At 58.8% G+C, this 16,050-nt stretch carries 12 protein-coding genes; 8 read left to right on the top strand and 4 right to left on the bottom strand.

The features are described 5' to 3' along the window. The first annotated feature begins 60 nt into the window (after window positions 1-60). From dmsA to ENGE1_RS15045, 5 genes are all read left to right on the top strand, one after another. Complete coding sequence (dmsA, locus tag ENGE1_RS15065) at window positions 61-2,502, top strand: dimethylsulfoxide reductase subunit A (protein WP_048252380.1); 2,442 nt, start codon at window positions 61-63, stop codon at window positions 2,500-2,502. Between the two features lie 10 nt (window positions 2,503-2,512). Next, window positions 2,513-3,130, top strand: coding sequence for a DMSO/selenate family reductase complex B subunit (locus tag ENGE1_RS15060; protein ID WP_045288010.1), 618 nt, complete (start codon window positions 2,513-2,515; stop codon window positions 3,128-3,130). 1 nt (window position 3,131) lies between these two features. Then, the gene (locus ENGE1_RS15055) at window positions 3,132-3,995 is read left to right on the top strand and encodes a dimethyl sulfoxide reductase anchor subunit family protein (RefSeq protein WP_048252381.1); all 864 of its coding nucleotides are present in this window, start codon (window positions 3,132-3,134) and stop codon (window positions 3,993-3,995) included. A gap of 273 nt (window positions 3,996-4,268) precedes the next feature. Continuing rightward, on the top strand, window positions 4,269-5,417 hold the full coding sequence (locus ENGE1_RS15050) for an MFS transporter (RefSeq protein WP_048252383.1): 1,149 nt from the start codon (window positions 4,269-4,271) through the stop codon (window positions 5,415-5,417). A gap of 86 nt (window positions 5,418-5,503) precedes the next feature. Continuing rightward, window positions 5,504-6,364, top strand: a complete 861-nt coding sequence (locus ENGE1_RS15045; protein ID WP_048252384.1) for a LysR family transcriptional regulator — start codon at window positions 5,504-5,506, stop codon at window positions 6,362-6,364. Window positions 6,365-6,390: 26 nt separating this feature from the next. Here ENGE1_RS15045 and pflA read toward each other — a convergent pair whose 3' ends face one another. From pflA to ycaO, 4 genes are all read right to left on the bottom strand, one after another. After that, window positions 6,391-7,131 carry a pyruvate formate lyase 1-activating protein gene (gene pflA, locus ENGE1_RS15040; protein ID WP_043084818.1) on the bottom strand — a complete coding sequence of 247 codons (741 nt, stop codon included), beginning with the start codon at window positions 7,129-7,131 and terminating at the stop codon, window positions 6,391-6,393. A gap of 203 nt (window positions 7,132-7,334) precedes the next feature. Then, the gene (gene pflB, locus ENGE1_RS15035) at window positions 7,335-9,617 is read right to left on the bottom strand and encodes a formate C-acetyltransferase (protein ID WP_043084817.1); all 2,283 of its coding nucleotides are present in this window, start codon (window positions 9,615-9,617) and stop codon (window positions 7,335-7,337) included. Between the two features lie 51 nt (window positions 9,618-9,668). Next, window positions 9,669-10,526, bottom strand: coding sequence for a formate transporter FocA (gene focA / locus ENGE1_RS15030; protein WP_043084816.1), 858 nt, complete (start codon window positions 10,524-10,526; stop codon window positions 9,669-9,671). 396 nt (window positions 10,527-10,922) lie between these two features. Then, window positions 10,923-12,692, bottom strand: a complete 1,770-nt coding sequence (ycaO, locus tag ENGE1_RS15025; protein ID WP_048252385.1) for a 30S ribosomal protein S12 methylthiotransferase accessory factor YcaO — start codon at window positions 12,690-12,692, stop codon at window positions 10,923-10,925. A 134-nt stretch (window positions 12,693-12,826) separates the two neighbouring features. On the opposite strand from ycaO, the gene ENGE1_RS15020 reads away from it, so the two are divergent. From ENGE1_RS15020 to aroA, 3 genes are all read left to right on the top strand, one after another. Further along, the gene (locus ENGE1_RS15020) at window positions 12,827-13,270 is read left to right on the top strand and encodes a DUF421 domain-containing protein (RefSeq protein ID WP_048252386.1); all 444 of its coding nucleotides are present in this window, start codon (window positions 12,827-12,829) and stop codon (window positions 13,268-13,270) included. A 179-nt stretch (window positions 13,271-13,449) separates the two neighbouring features. Further along, on the top strand, window positions 13,450-14,538 hold the full coding sequence (serC, locus tag ENGE1_RS15015) for a 3-phosphoserine/phosphohydroxythreonine transaminase (RefSeq protein WP_064360646.1): 1,089 nt from the start codon (window positions 13,450-13,452) through the stop codon (window positions 14,536-14,538). A 73-nt stretch (window positions 14,539-14,611) separates the two neighbouring features. Next, window positions 14,612-15,895 carry a 3-phosphoshikimate 1-carboxyvinyltransferase gene (gene aroA / locus ENGE1_RS15010; protein WP_048252387.1) on the top strand — a complete coding sequence of 428 codons (1,284 nt, stop codon included), beginning with the start codon at window positions 14,612-14,614 and terminating at the stop codon, window positions 15,893-15,895. Window positions 15,896-16,050: the final 155 nt, after the last annotated feature.

Here is a 16,050-nt window from a genome sequence, read left to right as displayed (position 1 = left end):
ATTTCGCTATATTATATTCTATATAGCGCTTTGTAATTTCTGAGCAATGAGCGAGTATCTATGAAAATCAAAGCCCCCGACGCGCTGCTGAACGCTGAGGTGAGCCGCCGCGGCCTGGTGAAAACCACGGCCATTGGCGGACTGGCGGCAGCCAGCAGCGCTTTCACGCTGCCCTTTAGCCGCATTGCCGCCGCCGCAGAGAACGCCGCGCCCCCCGCGGCGGAAAAAGTGGTCTGGAGCGCCTGTACCGTGAACTGCGGCAGCCGCTGCCCGCTGCGGATGCACGTTGCCGACGGCGAAATAAAATACGTTGAAACCGACAATACTGGCGATGACGACTACGAAGGACTGCACCAGGTGCGCGCCTGCCTGCGCGGGCGCTCCATGCGCCGCCGGGTCTATAATCCGGACCGCCTGAAATATCCGATGAAGCGCGTCGGCAAGCGCGGCGAAGGCAAATTCGAGCGCATCAGCTGGGAAGAAGCCTACGACACCATCGCCGATAACATGAAGCGGCTGATTAAAGACTACGGCAACGAGTCCATCTACCTGAACTACGGCACCGGCACGCTGGGCGGCACCATGACCCGCTCCTGGCCGCCGGGCAATACGCTGATCGCCCGCCTGATGAACTGCTGCGGCGGCTACCTTAACCACTACGGCGACTACTCTACGGCGCAGATCGCCATGGGGCTCAACTACACCTACGGCGGCTGGGCCGACGGCAACAGCCCGTCGGACATCGAAAACAGCGAGCTGGTGGTGCTGTTCGGCAACAATCCCGGCGAGACCCGGATGAGCGGCGGCGGCGTCACCTACTACGTCGAGCAGGCGCGGCAGAAATCTAACGCCCGGATGATCATTATCGATCCGCGCTATACCGATACCGGCGCCGGACGCGAGGACGAGTGGATCCCGATCCGCCCCGGCACCGATGCGGCGCTGGTCTCCGCGCTGGCGTGGGTGATGATCGATGAGAACCTGGTTGACCAGCCATTCCTCGATAAATACTGCGTCGGTTACGATGAGAAAACCCTGCCGGAGGGCGCGCCCGCCAACGGCCACTATAAGGCCTATATCCTCGGCCAGGGCAGCGACGGCGTGGCCAAAACGCCCGCGTGGGCCTCGGCCATTACCGGCATTCCGGCCCCGCGTATCGTCCAGCTGGCCCGCGAAATCGCCGGCGCCAAACCGGCCTTTATCAGCCAGGGCTGGGGGCCGCAGCGCCACGCCAACGGCGAGCTGGTCTCGCGGGCGATTGCCATGCTGGCGATCCTTACCGGCAACGTCGGCGTCAGCGGCGGCAACACCGGCGCCCGGGAGGGATCTTACGATCTGCCTTTTGTGCGGATGCCTACGCTGGAAAATCCCGTAAAAACCAGCATCTCGATGTTTATGTGGACCGACGCTATCGAGCGCGGCCCGCAGATGACCGCCCTGCGCGACGGCGTGCAGGGAAAAGAGAAGCTGGACGTGCCGATCAAGATGATCTGGAACTACGCCGGCAACTGCCTGATCAACCAGCACTCGCAGATCAACCGCACCCACGAAATTCTGCAGGACGATAAGAAGTGCGAGCTTATCGTGGTGGTCGACTGCCACATGACCTCGTCGGCGAAATATGCCGATATTCTGCTGCCGGACTGTACCGCCTCCGAGCAGATGGACTTCGCCCTCGATGCCTCCTGCGGCAACATGTCCTACGTGATCTTTGCCGACCAGGCCATTAAGCCGCGCTTTGAGTGTAAAACCATCTATGAGATGACCACCGCACTGGCGAAGCGCATGGGCGTCGAGCAGGCGTTCACCGAAGGGCGCAGCCAGGAAGGGTGGCTGCGCCATCTCTACGCCCAGTCGCAGGACGCTATTCCGGCGCTGCCGTCGTTCGAGGCGTTTCGCGAACAGGGCATGTTCAAACAGCGCGATCCCGAAGGGCACCACGTGGCCTATAAGGCATTCCGCGACGATCCGGCGGCCAATCCGCTCACCACGCCGTCGGGCAAAATCGAAATCTACTCCGCCGCGCTGGCGAAGATCGCCGCCACCTGGGAGCTGGAGCAGGGGGACGTTATCGATCCGCTGCCCATCTACGATCCCGGCTTTGAGGGCGTAAACGATCCGCTGACTAAAAACTATCCGCTGCAGCTGACGGGCTTTCATTACAAGGCCCGGGCCCACTCTACCTATGGCAACGTTGACGTGCTGAAGGCCGCCTGTCGCCAGGAGATGTGGATCAACCCGCTGGACGCACGTTCGCGCGGGATTAGCAACGGAGACCGGGTAAAGGTCTTTAACGGCCGCGGCGAGCTGCATATTGAAGCGAAGGTCACGCCGCGCATGATGCCGGGCGTCGTTGCCCTTGGCGAAGGCGCCTGGTATGCGCCGGACGCGAACGGCATTGATCAGGCCGGCTGTATCAACGTGCTGACCACCCAGCGGCCGTCGCCGCTGGCCAAAGGCAATCCGTCACATACCAATCTCGTCCAGGTCGAAAAAGCGTAAGGAGTAACCGATGACCACTCAATATGGATTTTTTATTGACTCCAGTCGCTGCACCGGGTGCAAGACCTGCGAACTGGCCTGTAAGGACTATAAAGACCTGACGCCCGACGTCAGCTTTCGCCGCATTTACGAATACGCGGGCGGCGACTGGCAGGAGGATAACGGCAGCTGGCACCAGAACGTGTTTGCCTACTATCTCTCGATTGCCTGCAACCACTGCGAAGATCCGGCCTGCACCAAGGTCTGCCCGAGCGGGGCAATGCACAAGCGCGACGACGGCTTTGTGGTGGTTAACGAAGACGTCTGCATCGGCTGCCGCTACTGCCATATGGCGTGCCCGTACGGCGCGCCGCAGTACAACGCGGCGAAAGGCCACATGACCAAGTGCGACGGCTGCCATTCGCGCGTCGCCGACGGTAAAAAGCCGATCTGCGTGGAGTCCTGTCCGCTGCGGGCGCTCGACTTTGGTCCCATTGAGGAGCTTCGCAAGACGCACGGCAAGCTGGCCGCCGTAGCGCCGCTGCCGTCGGCGCACTTCACCAAACCGAGCATTGTTATCAAACCTAACGCCAACAGCCGCCCGACGGGAGATACCACCGGCTACCTGGCAAACCCGGAGGAGGTTTAAGATGGGAAATGGATGGCACGAATGGCCGCTGATGATCTTCACGGTTTTTGGCCAGTGCGTGGCGGGCGGCTTCATCGTCCTGGCGCTGGCGCTGCTCAGGGGCAGGCTCTCCCGCGAGCAGGAGAAGCGCGTGGTGCTGAGCATGTTCGGCCTGTGGGCGCTGATGGGCATTGCTTTTATTGCTTCAACGCTGCACCTGGGCTCACCGCTGCGGGCGTTTAATTCGCTCAACCGCGTCGGGGCCTCTTCGCTGAGCAACGAAATTGCCAGCGGCGCCATTTTCTTTGCCGTCGGCGGGATCGGCTGGCTGCTGGCGGTGTTCAATAAGCTGCCCGCAGCGCTGCGCGGCCTCTGGCTGGTGCTGACCGCCGTACTGGGCGTGGTCTTCGTGTGGATGATGGTGCGGGTGTATAACACCATCGACACCGTTCCGACCTGGCACAGCGTCTGGACGCCGCTGAGCTTCTTCCTGACGATGCTTATCGGCGGCCCGCTGCTGGGCTATCTGCTGCTGCGCGCGGCGGGCGTTGCCGGATGCGGCATGCGTCTGCTGCCGGTGGTGTCCCTGCTGGCGCTGCTGGCAATCGCGGTGGTTGCGGTGATGCAGGGCAGCGAGCTGGCGACGATCCACAGCGCCGTGCAGCAGGCATCGGCCCTGGTGCCCGACTACGGCTCGCTGATGGCCTGGCGCCTGGCGGCGCTTGCCCTCGCGCTGGCGTGCTGGGTGGTTCCGATGCTGACAGGAAAACAGCCTGCGGTATCCCTGCTGGGCCTGGCATTTGTGCTGGTCATCGCCGGGGAGCTGATTGGCCGCGGCGTGTTCTACGGCCTGCACATGACCGTCGGGATGGCGGTCGCCGGCTAAACGCAGATCGTGCCGGATGGTCCGCCTCCGGCACGATAAAAAAGTGCGGCCGATCCATGAAATTTTTCAACTGAATTATCCCGCCGATTAATTACCTTCCTTAATAAAAACAACGGCATAATTTTTCTGCGTATTTTATTCCCGCTTCGCTGGATTAAAAACGTCGATGGATGCTCTGAAAAGCCCGTCAGCCGGGGGCTGAGGCCGATTGACTTTGCCAGCGGTAGTGGCATGATGCGCGCGAAATCTGAACTTCCTCACGGTTTTTAATCCATGTCCACCTATACCCGCCCGGTGCTGTTTCTGCTCTGTGGCCTTTTGCTGTTGACGCTGGCGATCGCGGTGCTGAACACCCTCGTCCCGCTGTGGCTCGCCCATGATAATCTGCCGACCTGGCAGGTCGGGATGGTGGGCTCATCCTATTTTACCGGCAACCTGGTCGGTACGCTGCTGGCGGGACGCACCATTAAGCGTCTCGGCTTTAACCGCAGCTACTATCTGGCGTCGGTTATCTTCGCCGCGGCCTGCATCGGGCTCGGCGTGACGCTGGGCTTCTGGAGCTGGCTCGGCTGGCGCTTCCTCGCCGGTATCGGCTGCGCCATGATCTGGGTGGTGGTTGAAAGCGCCCTGATGTGCAGCGGCACCGCGCGCAACCGCGGCCGTCTGCTGGCGGCTTATATGATGGTTTACTATGTCGGTACGGTGCTGGGCCAGCTGATGGTCAGCAAGCTGTCGACCGAGCTGATGAGCGTGCTGCCGTGGGTGACAGGCCTGACGCTGGCCGCGATCCTGCCGCTGCTGTTTACCCGCATCGTTAACCAGCACAGCGAAAGCCAGGAGCCTACCCAGATCTGGCCGATGCTGCGTCTGCGTCAGGCGCGGCTGGGCGTCCACGGCGTGATTATCTCCGGGATCGTACTCGGTTCGCTGTACGGCCTGATGCCGCTGTGGCTCAACCACCAAGGCGTCAGCGACGCCGGGATCGGCTTCTGGATGGCGGTGATGGTCAGCGCCGGCATCGTCGGCCAGTGGCCGATTGGCCGGCTGGCGGATAAATTTGGCCGCCTGCTGGTGCTGCGGGTGCAGGTCTTCGTGGTGATTATGGGCAGCCTGGCGATGCTCAGCCATGCGGCGATGGCGCCGACGCTGTTTATCCTCGGCGCGGCGGGCTTCACCCTCTATCCGGTAGCGATGGCCTGGGCCTGTGAAAAAGTGGCCCACCACCAGCTGGTGGCGATGAACCAGGCGCTGCTCCTGAGCTACACCGTCGGCAGCCTGATTGGCCCCACCTTCACCTCTATGCTGATGCAGAGCTATTCCGACAACCTGCTGTTTATCATGATAGCCAGCGTATCGTTTATCTATCTGCTGATGCTGCTGCGCAAGGCGGGCCATCACCCGACGCCGGTGGCGCACGCCTGATTGCTCAGGCCCGTCCTCCGCGACGGGCTTTTCTCTTCTGTCGCGCTCCGCTATGGTAATAGCCCTTTCCATGTCAGGGAGATCCCATGGAGCCGCTGCATTTTACCCTTGCCCAGATTGAAGCCTTCACCTGCGTGTGCGAAAGCGGCACGCTGACCCAGGCCGCCCGCAGGCTGAAAAAAGACCGTACCACGGTCAGCGAGCTGGTGGACTACCTTGAGGTCGACCTTGGCTACCCGCTGTTTGAACGCAGGACGCGCCCGCTGACGCTGACGCCGCAGGGGCAGCTGCTCTACCGCCAGGCGCGGCTGTTTCTGCACGAAGCAGAGGCGTTTTCGCGCATTGCCGGGCAGATCCCCGCCCGGGTGGATACCCACCTGACCCTCTGCTACGACCTGTTTACCCCGCGCCGGGCGCTGCTGCTATTGACCCAGCAGCTGGCGCAGCAGCATATCCACCTGGATCTGATTGCCTGCGAGCGCGCGGAGGCCGAGAAGGGCCTTAACGACGGCAGCGTGGATATCGCCGTTTTTCAGGCGCTGAACCGCACGGTCAACGATAGCCTGCACTGGCGCGCGGTGGGGAGCGTCTCGCTCGCCGTTTACGCCCGCGAGGGATTCTTTGAGCAGAGCCCCGTTTCTCTGCTGCACCTGGCGTCAAAAACGCAGCTGATGCCGTTTCGCGACCTGCCTCCGGCGCTGGCGGCCCGCCTGCAGATTGCCGACCGGATCGCGCGGGTCAATGAGATGTCGCTGCTGGAGAGTCTTTTGCAGTCGGGATGCGGCTGGGCGTTTTTACCGGACCACTTTAACTTTGAGCGCCTGGAGGGCGTCGGTCGCGTGGAGACGGAGATGGGTGAGAAGGGGCTTACGCATCCGCTGGTGGCGCTGTGGAAGCCGGGGAGGGTCAACGCCGCCGTGCTGGCGGCGCTGGAGCGCTGCATATAGCAACGGCCTCTGCGAGGCCGTTAATCTTAGTACATTACCTTGTGTCCGTACTGCTCAAGGATGCCCTTGACGCGCTCCATGGTCTCTTTCTTCGGCGGATGAACGCCGTCAAGCTTGTACTCTTCGCCCATAGCGACCCACTTATGCTTGCCCAGCTCGTGATAGGGCAGCAGCTCGATTTTTTCCACGTTGCCCATATCGCGGGTGAACTCGCCGAGGCGGTGCGCGGAGTCGTCATCGTCGGACCAGCCGGGAACCACCACGTAGCGGATCCAGGTTTTAATGCCTTTCGCGGCGATATATTTCGCAAACTCCAGGGTGCGGTGGTTAGAGACGCCCACCAGGTTCTGGTGGATCTCGTCGTTCATCTGCTTAAGGTCGAGCATCACCAGGTCGGTGACCTCCAGCAGTTCGTCAATCACCGGATCGTAGCGGCGCACGAAGCCGTTGGTGTCGAGACAGGTGTGGATGCCCTCTTTTTTGCAGGCCCGGAACCAGTCGCGGACGAACTCGGCCTGCAGGATAGCCTCGCCGCCCGAGGCGGTAACGCCGCCGCCGGAGGCGTTCATAAAGTGGCGATAGGTCACCACCTCTTTCATCAGGCTGTCAACGGTGACCTCGTTACCGCCGTGGGTGTCCCACGTATCGCGGTTGTGGCAGTAGAGGCAGCGCATCAGGCAGCCCTGGAAGAAGGTGATAAAGCGGATACCCGGACCGTCGACGGTACCACAGGATTCAAAGGAGTGAATGCGACCAATCGTTGACATTGCAGTGATATCTCCAGCTGTGGCCCATCCCGGGCCTGTGTAGATGCACAGCTCTTGGCTGTGTCGAGTCTGTTTTGGCAGTTATCCATCTGAGGATAGATAGCCGACAAAAGAGGCTGTGCGGGGGCAGGGTGTTAAAAAGGCCCCACCGATGTGGAGCCTTTATTGTACGCCTGTTACCGCATTTTTTCAGTCAAAACCAATTACATGGTCTGAGTGAAAGTACGGGTAATAACGTCCTGCTGCTGTTCTTTGGTCAGGGAGTTAAAACGTACTGCGTAGCCAGAAACGCGGATGGTCAGCTGCGGATATTTTTCCGGATGTTCCATCGCATCCAGCAGCATTTCGCGGTTCATGACGTTGACGTTCAGGTGCTGACCGCCTTCGATGGACGCTTCGTGATGGAAGTAGCCATCCATCAGACCGGCCAGGTTGGTTTTACGCACTTCGTCGTCTTTACCCAGCGCGTTCGGTACGATGGAGAAGGTATAGGAGATACCATCTTTCGCGTAGGCGAACGGCAGTTTAGCCACGGAGGTCAGAGAGGCGACAGCACCTTTCTGGTCACGACCGTGCATCGGGTTAGCACCAGGTCCGAACGGTGCGCCAGCGCGACGACCGTCTGGGGTGTTACCGGTTTTCTTACCATACACAACGTTAGAGGTGATGGTCAGAACAGACTGGGTCGGGATAGCGTTGCGGTAGGTGTGCAGTTTCTGAATTTTCTTCATGAAACGTTCAACCAGGTCAACGGCCATGTCATCGACGCGGGCGTCGTTGTTACCAAACTGCGGGTATTCGCCTTCGATTTCGAAGTCGATAGCCAGACCGTCTTCGTCACGAATCGGTTTAACTTTCGCATATTTGATTGCAGACAGGGAGTCAGCCGCAACGGACAGACCGGCGATACCGCAAGCCATGGTGCGGATAACGTCGCGGTCGTGCAGCGCCATCAGAGAGGCTTCGTAACTGTACTTGTCGTGCATGTAGTGGATAACGTTCAGGGCGGTGACGTACTGCTTAGCCAGCCAGTCCATGAAGTGGTCCATACGGTCCATGACTTCGTTAAAGTCCAGAACGTCGCCTTTGATCGGCTCAGATTTCGGACCAACCTGCATTTTCAGTTTTTCATCAACGCCGCCGTTGATCGCGTACAGCATGGTTTTCGCGAGGTTAGCGCGGGCACCGAAGAACTGCATCTGCTTACCAACGATCATCGGGCTTACGCAGCATGCGATAGCGTAGTCGTCGTTGTTGAAGTCAGGGCGCATCAGATCATCGTTCTCATACTGCAGAGAAGAGGTGTCGATGGAAACTTTCGCAGCGTATTTTTTGAAGCTCAGCGGCAGTTTTTCAGACCACAGGATGGTGATGTTCGGTTCCGGAGACGGACCCATGGTGTACAGGGTGTTCAGGAAGCGGAAGCTGTTTTTGGTAACCAGGGTACGGCCGTCAACGCCCATACCACCGACGGATTCAGTTGCCCAAATCGGGTCGCCGGAGAACAGTTCATCATACTCAGGGGTACGCAGGAAGCGAACCATACGCAGTTTCATGACCAGGTGGTCAATCATTTCCTGAGCGTCTTGCTCGGTGATTTTGCCTGCTTTCAGGTCACGTTCGATGTAGATATCCAGGAAGCTGGAAGTACGACCGAAGGACATTGCCGCGCCGTTCTGAGATTTAACGGCGGCCAGGTAGCCGAAGTAGGTCCACTGGATAGCTTCCTGAGCGTTGGTCGCCGGGTTAGAGATATCGCAGCCGTATTTAGCCGCCATCTCTTTGATCTGGCCCAGCGCGCGATGCTGTTCAGCAATCTCTTCACGCAGACGGATAGTCGCTTCCAGATCTTCGCCGCTTTCCAGTTTCGCCTGCAGAGAGGTGAACTGGGCGAATTTATCTTTCATCAGGTAGTCGATACCGTACACGGCGATACGACGGTAGTCACCAATGATACGGCCACGGCCATATGCATCCGGCAGACCGGTCAGGACGCCAGATTTACGGCAGCGCAGGATGTCCGGGGTGTAAACGTCGAACACGCCCTGGTTGTGAGTCTTACGGTATTCGGTGAAGATTTTTTTGATCTGAGGATCCATGACGCGATCGTACGCTTTGCAGGAGTTCTCGATCATTTTGATGCCGCCGAACGGGATCAGGGCACGCTTCAGCGGAGCTTCGGTCTGCAGACCAACGATTTTCTCCAGCGACTTGTTGATGTAGCCCGCGTCGTGAGAAGTGATGGTAGAAGCAACGGCAGTGTCAAAGTCTACAGGCGCGTGGGTGCGGTTTTCCTGTTTAACACCTTCCATAACGCTGTCCCACAGAGTCGTGGTTGCGTCAGTGGCACCGGCCAGGAAGGATTCGTCACCCTCATACGGAGTGTAGTTTTTCTGAATAAAGTCACGTACGTTGACTTCGTTCTGCCAGTCACCTTTGGCAAAACCTTCCCAGGCTGTGGCTAACTTTTCATTAAGCTCGGACATGTAACACCTACCTTCTTAAGTGGATTTTTTATTTACCGCCTGAAGCAACCCTTAGTGCTGGTCGCCGCCACGCAGGTAAATTACCCAGTATGTCAACCCGACTAAAAGACCACCGCCAATAATGTTACCGATAGTCACCGGTATCAGGTTATCAGTGATGAAATTCATCACGGTCAGGTGAGAGAAACTTTCCGCGGAAGTGTGGACGGAGGTCCAGAATTCCGGGGTAGCGAAATTACGGATCACGATACCCATTGGGATCATGAACATGTTTGCGATACTGTGCTCAAAACCGCTGGCAACGAACATCGCCACCGGAAGCACCATAATCATGGCTTTATCCATCAGGCTACGGCCGGAGTAGCTCATCCAGACAGCCAGACAGACCATCAGGTTTGCCAGGATCCCGAGGCTCACGGCCTCGATAAACGTGTGATGCATCTTATGGTCGGCCGTCTGCAGGACGTTAAGTCCCCAGCCGCCGCTGGCCACCATATACTCGCCGGAAAGCCACATCAGCAGGACGAAAAGCAGAGCACCAATCAGGTTACCAACATAGACATTAAGCCAGTTTTTCGCCAGTTGGCCCCAGCTGATACGGCCACTTGCTTTCGCCACCACGATAAGCACCGTGGAGGTGAACAGGTCGGCGCCGCAAATAACGCAAAGAATAAGGCCCAGTGAAAAACAGATACCACCAATCAGTTTAGCAATCCCGAACGGCATAGCGGCTGTTCCGGTAGTGACGGTGATATAGAAAACAAAAGCGATGGAGATAAATGCACCCGCAGTAATCGCCAAAAAGAAGGTTTTGAGCGGATGTTTCGTTGCTTTATAGACACCCGCTTCCTCGGCAACTTTCGCCATTGCAGCAGGGAGTAAAAGGTCAAAAGGGTTGTCAGCTTTCACACTAACTCTCTCTTTATTTAGTCGGCGAGGAGATACTAACAAAGCATTATAGATGAGAATTTGATATAGATCATATCTCGCCTGGCTTATAGGCCCACAAAGCGCGTGGTTTTTAAGCGATTGTGGTGTAATTTATTGATTTTATTTATAAAAATAAATTTTAAAAATTGCATCATCAGTTGATTATTTTTGCTTTCCTCCCCCGTAAAGCGCTTTTTTTTCGCCTGATTAAGCGTTTTAATTAACATCGAAGATCTCTCGGCAAGAATATATTTTACCGATATTTAACTTAATAATTACAATTTACCTGGCGACACCGTAAAAATAAAAACGGGGCCAAATTTTGGCCCCGTAATATAACTCAGACGAATTATTTCGCCATCTCTTTTTATTTTATTACTGCGGCTGCTGGCCCCAGAATTTCGCTTTTGCGCGCTGCAGTTTTTCATAGGCCTTCAGCAGTGCCTGGTGCGCCGGGAACGCCTGCAGATCGCCGTCGACCGGCTGCAGGCCGTAGAACGGCGCCTCGCCGCTGAGCGCGGCGCTGGCGGCTTCGACGGCGTCAGCGCCGTACATTTTGACGAAAGCGTTGAGATACTGCAGCGGCTGGCGCTCCTCTTCCTGCGAGAGCAGCAGCAGGGTCTGCAGGCAGCGGTAATAATTGGCGCGCTCCGGGCTGAAGACGGAGGCATTAAATTCCATCGTCCACTCGGTCCAGATCAGCGCCTGCTCCAGGTCGCCGCCCGCCAGGGCCAGCATCGCCTTCAGCTCGCCGACGCGCAGCGTGTACCAGCCGTTGTCTTTGCCGGTCGCCATGCCCAGCAGCTCGCGCACGCGGGTGAAGTCGTCCAGGCCTTCGTCATCCATCTGCTCAATCAGCGCCAGGTAGTCCTCTTTCTCCCACCGGCACTCCGGCAGAGAGAGGATGGTCGGCCGCAGGTGGCTGCCCATATTATTGTTCGCCAGCCACAGATCCTCCGCCGGATAGATATCGGACATACCGGGCACCAGAATGCGGCAGGCGTAGACGCCCAGATGATCGTAATCGGCGATATAGACCTCTTTATCTTCGGCCTGGAATATCGCCATCAGGGTGGCGAACTCCTCTTCGGTGGTGCCGGAGAAGTTCCAGTCGACGAACGGATAGTCGGCGTCCTGCTTGAACATATCCCAGGAGATAAGGCCGCTGGAGTCGATGAAGTGGGTTTCAAGGTTAGCGTGCTCGGCGACCTCTTCATCGTCGAAGGTCGGCGGCGTGAACACGTCCAGATCTTTCAGGCCGCGGCCCTGCAGCAGCTCGGTGACGGTGCGCTCCAGCGCCACGCCGAAATCCGGGTGCGCGCCAAAGGAGGCAAAGCAGGTGCCGTTGGCCGGGTTAAACAGCACCACGCAGATAACCGGGTATTTACCGCCCAGCGAGCCGTCGTAGGCGAAAATCGGGAAGCCTTCCGCTTCCAGCGTGGCAATGGACTCCACGACGCCCGGATAGCGGGCCATCACCTCGGCCGGGATCTCCGGCAGAGAGATGCTTTCGGCGATGATGCGGTTCTTGATGTGGCGCTCAAACACCTCTGACAGCCCCTGAACGCGGGCCTCGTTAGCGGTGTTGCCCGCCGACATGCCGTTGGAGACGTACAGGTTGCCGACGATATTCATCGGAATATAGATAGTTTCGCCGTCGGACTGGCGGGTAAACGGCAGGCCGCAGACGCCGCGCTCGTCGTTGCCGGACTGCAGGTCAACCAGTCCGCTGGCGGTCAGCTGATCGTCGGGATCGTAGAAGGCGCGCAGGCGGGCATCGAGCAGCCCGTCCGGCACGTTGTCGTCGTCCGGCAGCGGGAACCACTTCTCGTTCGGATAGTGAACAAACGGGGCGTTAGCGATGGTATTGCCCAGCCAGAAGTCGGCGAAGAAATAGTTGGTCGACAGGCGCTCAAAGTACTCTCCCAGCGCGGAGGCCAGCGCCGCTTTTTTGGTGGCGCCTTTGCCGTTGGTGAAGCACAGGGCGCACTCTTTGTCGCGAATATGCACTGACCAGACGTTCGGGACCGGGTTCAGCCAGGAGGCCTCTTCGATGTGGAAGCCAAGGTCCAGCAGCTTTTGCTGAAAACGGGCGATGGAGTCTTCCAGCGCGGCGTCTTTGCCAGGAATAAAGGTTTGAGTCATGTCGGTCACTTTTTTATCGTACGGAAAGCGCGCAATGATACGGGTTTTAGCTTACAGGCGCTATCGTCGGGAGGGCCGGGGAGAAAATAAAAGCCTCGTCTACGCTTAGACAATCATCATCCGGAAATAACATCATGAAAGCATTCGACCTGCACCGCATGGCCCTGGACAAAGCGCCTCCGGCTTTTCTCTGGGAAGTCGCGCTGCGCTGCCTTTACACCTTTGTGCTGGTATTCCTGTTTCTCAAAATTACCGGACGGCGCGGCGTGCGGCAGATGTCGCTGTTTGAAGTGCTGATCATTCTGACCCTGGGATCGGCGGCGGGCGACGTGGCGTTTTACGATAACGTCCCCATGCTGCCGGTGCTGGTGGTCTTTATTACCCTGGCACTGCTATACCGGCTGGTTATCCTGCCAGCTGAGTGCGTGGAGACATTTACCCTTGCGCCCCGGGCGTGCGATGCCGCCTGCGTGAAGTGCAGCGCCGTTGTGCATTTCCTGGCCGGTGAGAGAAAGTCCTGTCCGCGCTGCGCAAATGGCGTCTGGAGCCATGCCAGCCGCGAAAAACGTATCGCCTGATAGCGGAAGTCTCCGCCGAATGCGGTTGCGCTGGTAAATTGTTTTGTGTGAAGCGGGTCGCATTCTTCCGCTCGCCGGTAATAGCGATTGCGAGCCGGGTCACTGAATGGTAAAACCGATAGCCACAGGAATAACTTATGCCTGCGGGCAAGATAACGTGACTAGCGTGGTGAGGGTAAATGGCTCAGGTCTTCAATTTTAGTTCGGGTCCGGCAATGCTGCCGGCGGATGTGCTTAAACTGGCTCAGCAGGAGCTGTGCGACTGGCACGGCCTCGGCACTTCGGTAATGGAAATAAGCCACCGCGGCAAAGAGTTTATCCAGGTCGCTGAAGAAGCGGAAAAAGACCTCCGCGATCTGATGAATATTCCATCCAACTACAGAGTGCTGTTCTGCCACGGCGGCGGCCGCGGCCAGTTTGCCGGCATCCCGCTGAACCTGCTCGGCGACAAAACGTCCGCTGATTATGTTGATGCGGGCTACTGGGCCGCCAGCGCCGTCAAAGAAGCGCATAAATACTGCGCGCCGAACGTGATTGATGCGAAGGTGTCCGTTGACGGCCTGCGCGGGGTGAAGCCGATGCGCGACTGGCAGCTTTCCGACGGTGCCGCCTATCTGCACTACTGCCCGAATGAAACCATTGACGGTATCGCGATCCACGAAACGCCGGACTTCGGTCAGGACGTGGTGGTCGCCGCGGACTTCTCCTCGACCATCCTCTCTTCGCCGCTCGACGTCAGCCGCTTTGGCGTCATCTATGCCGGCGCGCAGAAGAACATCGGCCCGGCGGGGCTGACGCTGGTGATTGTGCGCGACGATCTGCTCGGCAAAGCCCACAAGTCCTGCCCGTCAATCCTCGACTACACCGTGCTTAACGACAATGACTCGATGTTCAATACGCCGCCGACCTTTGCCTGGTATCTGGCGGGCCTGGTCTTTAAGTGGCTGAAAGAGCAGGGCGGCGTGGCGGCAATGGACAAGATCAATCAGCAGAAGGCGGACCTTCTGTACGGCGCTATCGACGCCAGCGACTTCTACCGCAACGACGTGGCGAAGGGCAATCGCTCGCGCATGAACGTGCCGTTCCAGCTGGCGGACAGCGCTCTGGACAAGCTGTTCCTCGAAGAGTCCTTCGCAGCCGGCCTGCACGCGCTGAAAGGCCACCGCGTGGTGGGCGGTATGCGCGCCTCTATCTATAACGCCATGCCGCTGGCCGGCGTACAGGCGCTGACCGACTTTATGCAAGATTTCGAGCGCCGCCGCGGCTAAGCGCGCTGCCTGATTCTCCCCCGCAGCGGGCCTGCGGGGTTTTTTATTTTTTGCTTTCCGAGAGTTTATTTACATGGAATCCCTGACGTTACAACCCATCGCCCGGGTCGACGGCACCGTCAATTTGCCGGGGTCGAAGAGTGTCTCCAACCGCGCCCTGCTGCTGGCGGCGCTCGCGCGCGGCACTACCGTGCTGACCAACCTGCTGGACAGCGATGACGTACGCCACATGCTCAACGCCCTGACGGCGCTCGGCGTCAACTACACCCTCTCCTCAGATCGCACCCGCTGTGAGGTGACCGGCTGCGGCGGCCCGCTGCGCGCCGATAGCGCGCTGGAGCTGTTCCTCGGCAATGCCGGCACCGCCATGCGTCCGCTGGCGGCGGCCCTGTGTCTGGGCAGTAACGAGATTATTCTGACCGGCGAGCCGCGCATGAAGGAGCGCCCGATCGGCCACCTGGTGGACGCGCTGCGCCAGGGCGGGGCTGAGATTGAATATCTTGAGCAGGAGAACTATCCGCCGCTGCGCCTGCTGGGCGGCTTTCGCGGCGGCGACGTGGCGGTTGACGGCAGCGTCTCCAGCCAGTTCCTCACTGCGCTGCTGATGACCGCACCGCTGGCGGCGAACGATACGATCATTACCATCAAAGGCGAGCTGGTATCGAAGCCCTACATTGATATCACCCTCAACATGATGGCGCGCTTCGGCGTCGCGGTGGATAACCGCGACTATCAGCGCTTCGTGGTCAAGGGCGGGCAGCACTATCAGGCGCCGGGCGAATACCTGGTTGAGGGCGACGCCTCCTCGGCCTCGTACTTCCTGGCGGCGGGCGCGATTAAGGGCGGCACCGTGAAGGTCACCGGCATCGGGCGCGACAGTATGCAGGGCGACATCCGCTTTGCCGACGTGCTGGAAAAAATGGGCGCCACCGTCACCTGGGGCGATGACTTTATCGCCTGCACCCGCGGCGAGCTGAACGGCATTGATATGGACATGAACCACATCCCCGATGCGGCGATGACCATCGCCACGACGGCGCTGTTTGCCAAAGGCACCACCACGCTGCGCAATATCTACAACTGGCGGGTGAAAGAGACCGACCGCCTGTTCGCGATGGCCACCGAACTGCGCAAAGTGGGCGCCGAGGTGGAGGAGGGCGAAGACTACATTCGCATCACGCCGCCCGCAACGCTGACTGCCGCGGAGATCGGCACCTATAACGATCACCGCATGGCGATGTGCTTTTCGCTGGTGGCGCTGTCGGACACGCCGGTCACCATTCTCGATCCGAAATGCACGGCGAAAACCTTCCCGGACTATTTCGAACAGCTGGCGCGCATCAGTACGCCGGCGTAACCTGGCCGACGCCGGCGTAAATCCGGCGTCGCTTTCCCGCTTTTCTTCTACACTCACCTTCTGTTACAGCCTTTTTGCACGCAATGTTATCGCTTGCCGGTGATGATGCGTATAATGCCCCGCGTTTGTCCGACTGACGCCAGCATAAAGGAGAA

Origin of the sequence: Pluralibacter gergoviae ATCC 33028 = NBRC 105706 (genome assembly GCF_001598855.1) — a bacterium.
Lineage (GTDB): Bacteria > Pseudomonadota > Gammaproteobacteria > Enterobacterales > Enterobacteriaceae > Pluralibacter > Pluralibacter gergoviae.
Note: the sequence above shows the minus strand (reverse complement) of the source record. Positions and strands in the feature narration are given on the sequence as shown.